Annotated in this window: 6 protein-coding genes; 5 read left to right on the forward strand and 1 reads right to left on the reverse strand. The window is 55.3% G+C overall.

The genetic code is table 11. The annotated features are described in order from the left end of the window. Positions 1-207: 207 nt before the first annotated feature. A complete protein-coding gene (locus AC2FJF_RS24180; RefSeq protein ID WP_496727541.1) occupies positions 208-1119 on the reverse strand; it encodes a LysR family transcriptional regulator in 912 nt (303 codons plus the stop codon). 107 nt (positions 1120-1226) lie between these two features. Here AC2FJF_RS24180 and AC2FJF_RS24185 point away from each other — a divergent pair, with 107 nt between their 5' ends. From AC2FJF_RS24185 to AC2FJF_RS24205, 5 genes are all read left to right on the forward strand, one after another. Then, positions 1227-2003 (forward strand): CmcJ/NvfI family oxidoreductase, encoded by a 777-nt coding sequence (locus AC2FJF_RS24185; RefSeq protein WP_496727542.1) that lies wholly within the window; start codon positions 1227-1229, stop codon positions 2001-2003. A 13-nt stretch (positions 2004-2016) separates the two neighbouring features. After that, a complete protein-coding gene (locus AC2FJF_RS24190; RefSeq protein ID WP_496727543.1) occupies positions 2017-2982 on the forward strand; it encodes an LLM class oxidoreductase in 966 nt (321 codons plus the stop codon). Between the two features lie 12 nt (positions 2983-2994). Next, on the forward strand, positions 2995-3783 hold the full coding sequence (locus tag AC2FJF_RS24195) for an SDR family NAD(P)-dependent oxidoreductase (protein WP_496727544.1): 789 nt from the start codon (positions 2995-2997) through the stop codon (positions 3781-3783). 92 nt (positions 3784-3875) lie between these two features. Beyond that, entirely contained in the window at positions 3876-4721 is an 846-nt protein-coding gene (locus AC2FJF_RS24200) for an enoyl-CoA hydratase/isomerase family protein (protein ID WP_496727545.1), read from the forward strand. Positions 4722-4811: 90 nt separating this feature from the next. Beyond that, positions 4812-5789: a zinc-binding dehydrogenase gene (locus AC2FJF_RS24205; RefSeq protein WP_496727546.1), complete on the forward strand. Its 978-nt coding sequence runs from the start codon at positions 4812-4814 to the stop codon at positions 5787-5789. The last annotated feature ends 112 nt before the right edge of the window (positions 5790-5901 follow it).

Consider the following 5901-nt stretch of genomic DNA (forward strand, 5'->3'; position numbering starts at 1 on the left):
CCCCTTCTGCCGTTGGCTAACCGGTCAGGATGCTGCGGTAGCAGTCCGCATTCCTGCCATTCGCCGCAGGCGCGAAATCACGTGCTTTCCGAACAGGAAATCTGCGGACGAACCAGACTTTTGCGATTGGACAAGGCGTGTCCGCTCAATGCCCGTCTCCGACATTGGCGTCAGGATGTCTGACAGCGCGCTAAACTTAATTTGAGTTCACGTTTCCCAAGGGGGATTTGCGCCAATCTCTGCGACGAGAAAGTCCATGAATACCCGCACTTTGGGGGACAATACGTTGGACTTGGGATAGATCAGCCACAAGACATTGTCCTCTGCGGCTTCAAAGTTTGGAAGAACCCGTATCAAACGGCGTGACTTCAGTTGGTCATGCACGCTCCATAGAGCGTTCAGGGAAATACCAGCCCCGGCCAACGTGGCGCGGACCTGGCTTTGACCGTCGTCGATTATCAATTGACCTTTGGCTGATGCGGGATCGAAAACGGCGTTCTCGCCTGCCGGCCCTGTCAATGGCCGCAGTTGGCGGTTTTGGAAAGCGATCAGGTGGTGTTTTTTTAGATCATCAGGTACTTTCGGACTGCCGTGCATGTCCAGATAGTGGGGTGCAGCACAAAGAATGCGTCTGTCCTCGGCCAGCTTACGACCCTTCAGGCTAGTGTCGACAAGTGGCGCGTTCCTAAGTGCAAGATCATAACTCCCTTCGATCAGGTCGAATTGCACATCTGACAGACGCAAGTCGAGCGTGAGGTCAGGGTGTTGGTCAAGAAACTTCGGCAGGATCGGAGCGATGTAGAGTTGCGCAAAGCTGCTTGGCGCGGCAAAGCGCAATGTGCCCTTGATCGCAGTTGTTTGCTTGCCCAGAGCCGCAAGGGCAGCTTCCTCCTGCGCGATGATCTCGCGCGCGAAGGGCAGGAAATCCGTACCTTCGACCGACAGTGACACTTTTCGCGTTGTGCGATGTAAAAGTTCGGAACCCAGGCTTTGCTCCAACTTGGCGAGCTTTGCGCTGGATACAGCCGGGGCCATACCCAATGCGCGCCCTGCCGCGCTGATGTTCAGCATTTCTGCGGCCCTTACGAACAATCGCAATGCGTCAGTATCAAGTCCCATTATATTGCAAACCCGAATTATCATTCCGTGAATGGGCAGTTTATATGTGTTTTGATCGGCGTTAAATCCCTCTCATCGCTTCAATACTGCATGGGAAGTAGGCGCACATGACGCGGACAGCCACAGTCAACTACCACGTACACAAGCCGCACCGGCAAGCTTTTGAACTGGATGCAGGCGGGATCGCTGGAAACCTGGTTTCCCCCGAACTGTCCTCCACAGCTGTCGCATTAGGGGACACCCGTGCGACGGTCAACTCCGTTACATTTGTGTCTGATGCTGTTGAATTCACGACGCTGAAAACGCAGGTTCGGGGTTTTGCAGGCGACGCCTGGAAACCGACTTACGATACTGAACTGACAGCGACGCTTTCGGACAGGCTGGGCGCGCGCGAGGTTGTGATTTTCGATCATACCGTTCGGATTGATGACCCAAGTGCGACGCGCAAACCTGCGCGCAATGTCCACAGTGACTACAGCAAGGATGGTGCAGAACAACGGCTTATCGACCTGCTGGGTGCTGAGGTCGCAGCGGAATGGGCGCAAGGTCACTATGCCTTCGTCAATGTGTGGCGTCCTGTCGAACAGCCGATCAATTCGGCCCCTCTTGGTTTTGTTCGCCCGTCGTCGGTTGACCCGTCTGACTGGGTCCTGCTGGATCTGATCTATCCTGACCGCAAAGGGCAGATCATGGGGCTGGTGGGAAACCCCAAGCATGAATGGATCTACCAATCCAAGATGACGCCGGATGAGGTGGCGATTTTCAACATCTATGACAATCAAGGCCTGCCCTCGATTGCACATAGCGCCCTCGATATGGTCGAGGATCCAAACGTCGCCACCATTCGCAAAAGCATCGAGAGCCGCACTTTGGTGCGCTATTGAAGGAGGACCAGATATGTTGGATAAAATGCAGCCGTCTGAGTTTGCCCAGATCAACGAGGCCTACAACAAGGTCTTTCGTCCCAGGCGCCTGAGCGTTGGCCTTGTGTTGCCGCTCGAAGCATACGCAGTCGGCGCAGAACCGACGCTGCGGGGTCATCTGGAAGCGGCTCAGAAAGCTGAGGAACTCGGTTTTGCGGCACTGTGGCTACGCGACGTGCCGTTCAATGTCCCAAGCTTCGGTGATCCTGGTCAGGTTTTTGATCCATTTGTCTATCTGGGTGCGTTGGCAACGGTGACCAACCGGATAGCGCTTGGAACCTCGAGTGTGATCTTGCCATTGCGCCACCCCGCCCATGTCGCCAAGGCAGCAGCGACCGCAGATGTGCTCTCGGGTGGACGGTTGCTTATGGGTGTTGCGTCTGGTGATCGTCCCGAAGAGTACCCGGCGTTGAACCAGAGCTATGACGACCGGGGGGCTCGTTTCCGCGATAGCGTTGACTACATCCGTGCAGTTGGATCGGACTATCCCAAGCATGAATGCGTTCAGGGCATACTGTCTGGCGGGATAGACATCTTGCCAAAGCCACACGGCACACGACTACCGATGCTCGTAACCGGTGGCAGCCAGCAATCGCCCGATTGGGTGGCGCAGAACGGCGACGGTTGGATGACCTATCCGCGCAATGCGTCCGCCCAAGGGCAGGTTATCGCGGATTACCGACGACGCGTTCGGGGGGCGGGCCAACCGGACAAGCCTGTCATGCAATCGCTTTATATCGATGTCGTTGCCGATCCCGCCGCACCTCCGCGCCCGATCCATCTCGGGTTTCAGTCTGGCACCGACTTCCTTCGCAGCTATCTGCACGAGATTGAAACGCTCGGGATCAATCATGTCGCGCTGAACCTAAGGTTCAACCAAGCATCTATCGATTCCACCCTCGAACATCTGGCGGACGTTGTGCTGCCTGACTTTTCCTAAAGGACAATACCTATGACCAAGACTATTCTTATCACAGGTTCAACCGACGGCATTGGATTGCTTACGGCAAAGAAACTGGCCGCCGAAGGGCACAAAGTGCTGTTGCATGGTCGCAGTGTTCCCAAGTTGGAGAGCGCAGCTGCCGAGGTTGGTGGGGATGTCGAAACCTATACCGCAGATCTGAGCGATCTGGGCGCGGTTCGAAAACTGACCGAAAAAATACGCACTAAGCATGCCAAACTTGATGTATTGATCAACAACGCAGGTGTGCTGAAAGCCCCGCAAACTGTGCTTGAGAACGGGCAGGACATCCGCTTTGTAGTGAACACGCTTGCGCCATATCTGCTGACCGAGTTGCTGCTGCCGATCATTCCTATCGACGGGCGTGTCGTGAACCTGTCATCGGCAGCTCAGGCCCCGGTAAACACCAAGGCCATGCGAGGCAATTTGCCGATGGCCGATATGGAAGCATATGCTCAAAGCAAGTTGGCGATCACCATCTGGACACGAGAATGGGCCAAATCGCTATCCGGTGCGCAGGTTTTGGTCGCAGTAAATCCTGGATCGCTTTTGGCCTCAAAGATGGTGAAAGAGGGTTTTGGCTTAGCTGGTAACGATATGAATATCGGCGCAGATATCCTGATTGATGCGGCATTGGGCGAGCGGTTCGCTGACGCGTCGGGCGCCTATTTTGACAATGACAGTGGGGCATTCTCAGATCCACACGCGGCAGCACTCGACAGGGGCCACGCTGCCGACGTCATGAATACCATCAGAGAATTGGTTAACCAAACCAACTGACCCGGGCGGCGCTAAAACGCCACGCACTTCCACCTTTAACGCTCCCTTACCCCTCACGTGTGCAGCGTCGAGGCCCAAGAAAGGAATGCCTAATGAAATACGAGAACTTTCAAACCTTTGACGTAGCCGTTGAGAACGGTATCGCTACAGTGACATTCAACTTTGGCTCCGTGAATGTGCAGGGCCAGGAAATGCTGGCAGATCTCAACAGTCTGGCCATGCGGCTGGAGCGAGATCGCGACACCAAGGTCGTGATCTTTCAATCTGCAAACCCGGAAATCTGGGTCTGCCACTACGACACCGAACTGCTCAAGGACATGTCGACTGAGGCCGTATCGCGCGAGGATGCGCAGCTTTTGGATCTGCAATCCGTCTGCGAGCGGATCAGTAAGGTACCGCAGGCAACCATCGCAAAGCTGGAAGGGTTTGCGCGCGGCGGCGGACATGAATTGGCATTGGCCCTCGACATGCGTTTTGCAGCGCGGGGCAAGTACAAGTTCATGCAGATGGAGGTTGGAATGGGCATTCTGCCCTGCGGTGGCGGTGCCTCACGCATGGCGCGTCAGACCGGTCTTGGCAAAGCGCTTGAGATCATCCTGAGCGCGCAAGATTATGACGCAGATGATGCCGAGCGTTTGGGCACCATCAACAAGGCGTTGGAGCCGGATGAAATTGGTCCCTACGTGACCGCACTGGCCGAACGGATCGCAAAATTCCCGGCAGAGTCGATCAATGCCTGCAAGCAGATGGTCTACGAATCCATCGACAAACCAATTGATGCGGCGCTGAAGGCCGAAGCCTATTGGCTCTATCAGGCCACCAGTAAAACTCCGGCGGTCAAACGGTTCACCATCGCGGATGAACAAGGTTTGGAACACGACATCGAAAACCAGCGCAACTGGGGCGATCTGGTGATTCAGGTTCAGGACATCAACTGAGCTACCCTCCAACGCAATGGCCTCTTCTGGCGTGCGTTGTTGCGAGCCGCGCCAAACAGAAATTCAAAAAGGTACATCCCAATGAAAGCAATGGTTCTTAACTCATACGGACCCGAAGCACCGTTCGAACTCACTGAACTGCCCGACCTTGTCGCAACTTCTGGACATGTCGTCGTCAAAGTGGCCGCTGTCAGCGTTAACACCGTCGACACGATGATCCGAAGCATGGGCGAGGATTTGCTTCTGTCCCCCGCCTTACCGGCGGTGCTTGGGATGGACTTTGCTGGCACAGTCGTCGCAATTGGCGATGGCGTGACAGATTTTGCCATAGGCGATGAGGTATACGGTTGCGCCGGCGGTTTGATGGACCTTCCGGGCTCTCTGGCAGAGTACATCAATGCAGATGCCCGCCTTATTGCACACAAACCCAAGACTTTGAGCATGCGCGAAGCCGCCGCGCTGCCTCTTGTCGGCATTACGGCCTACGAAGGGTTGACCAGAGCCAGTGTTGGCAAAGGGCAGACTGTTCTGGTTCAGGGCGGCGCGGGTGGGGTTGGTCATGTCGCGGTTCAAATCGCACGCCACCTTGGCGCAACCGTGTCCGCAACAGGTCGCGGTGCAGATCAAATGGCCTTGATCGAAGGACTTGGTGCGCGTCCCGTGGATTTTACAACGCAAAAAGTCGAGGACTATGTTGCCGAGCACACTGGTGGCGTAGGCTTCGATGTAGTGTTTGACAGCGTTGGTGGGCCAAACATGACAAACTCATTCGCCGCGGCCAAACTCAATGGTCAAGTTGCCTCGACGGTTGCGATGGTCGAGATTGATTTGACGCCTGTGCATTTCAAAGGCCTGTCTCTGCATGTCGTCTTCATGTTGATCCCGATGATGCACAATGTGGGACGGCAAACCCACGGTGACATCTTGCGGACACTGGCAGATCTGGCGGATGACGGCGCACTTAAACCGATTGTTGACGAACAGACGTTCGGGTCGGCCGATGTCGGCGCAGCTTACGCCCACCTTACGAATAGATCTGCGGTCGGAAAAGTCGTAGTGGAGTTGTGATAAGTTTCGGCTGAGATTGGTGCGCGGAAAATGATCTTGCGCACCAACTCAGTTTGAGTTGCAATTGATGTCGACTATACAGTGCTTAGCTGACCTTCGTGCAAATTGCGGA

The sequence above is a fragment of the Ruegeria sp. CDSB013 genome, from assembly GCF_059611165.1.

Bases quoted from the DNA above. Each gene is read 5' to 3' on its own strand.
- AC2FJF_RS24180 (WP_496727541.1), bottom strand. From the start codon at position 1,119: ATGGGACTTGATACTGACGCATTGCGATTGTTCGTAAGGGCCGCAGAA.
- AC2FJF_RS24200 (WP_496727545.1), top strand. From the start codon at position 3,876: ATGAAATACGAGAACTTTCAAACCTTTGACGTAGCCGTTGAGAACGGT.
- AC2FJF_RS24195 (WP_496727544.1), top strand. From the start codon at position 2,995: ATGACCAAGACTATTCTTATCACAGGTTCAACCGACGGCATTGGATTG.
- AC2FJF_RS24185 (WP_496727542.1), top strand. From the start codon at position 1,227: ATGACGCGGACAGCCACAGTCAACTACCACGTACACAAGCCGCACCGG.
- AC2FJF_RS24190 (WP_496727543.1), top strand. From the start codon at position 2,017: ATGTTGGATAAAATGCAGCCGTCTGAGTTTGCCCAGATCAACGAGGCC.
- AC2FJF_RS24205 (WP_496727546.1), top strand. From the start codon at position 4,812: ATGGTTCTTAACTCATACGGACCCGAAGCACCGTTCGAACTCACTGAA.